This window comes from Shewanella sp. MF05913, assembly GCF_059758095.1.
Window position 1 is genome coordinate 1 of sequence record NZ_JCAYNT010000079.1, and the last position, 509, is coordinate 509.

The window sequence follows — 509 nt, forward strand, 5'->3', positions numbered from 1 at the left end:
CTGTAGAACAAGTGTGGCAATGGCTTCGTCAAAATGAACTTGCCAATCGTTGTTTTAGTGGATATGACGATATTGTTGAACAGTGCTCAATTGCATGGAATCACTTTATTGCAGAGCCTGAAAGGGTAATTAAATTATGCTCTAGAAACTGGACAAAACTGACCAGTTAATTAATGTAAATGGTATAAGGCGAGGTAACGCATACGTTTACGAGCGCTTTTTTCAGATTTAGCTTATGCAGCAAGATTGATATTATTCATAAATATTGCAATAAGAGAATGACGATTAATTAGATCATATATTTAATGTAATTGGTATGACCGACTCTCGCATGGGCATATCGGCCACACTGCAGCCTCTTTCTCTGACCATATTGATAAATTACAGACGTAAAAAAGCCCGTTGCGCTAGCAACGGGCTTATCACTACTCTTTCGAGTAAATTAGGCGCCTGGAAATGACCTACTCTCGCATGGGGAGACCCCACACTACCATCGGCGATACTGTGTT

General features: G+C 40.1%; 1 pseudogene. It reads left to right on the forward strand.

What is annotated here, in order from left to right:
* Positions 1–170 (forward strand): annotated as a pseudogene (locus AC19MV_RS23090) (IS630 family transposase); the annotation flags it as partial.
* Positions 171–509: the final 339 nt, after the last annotated feature.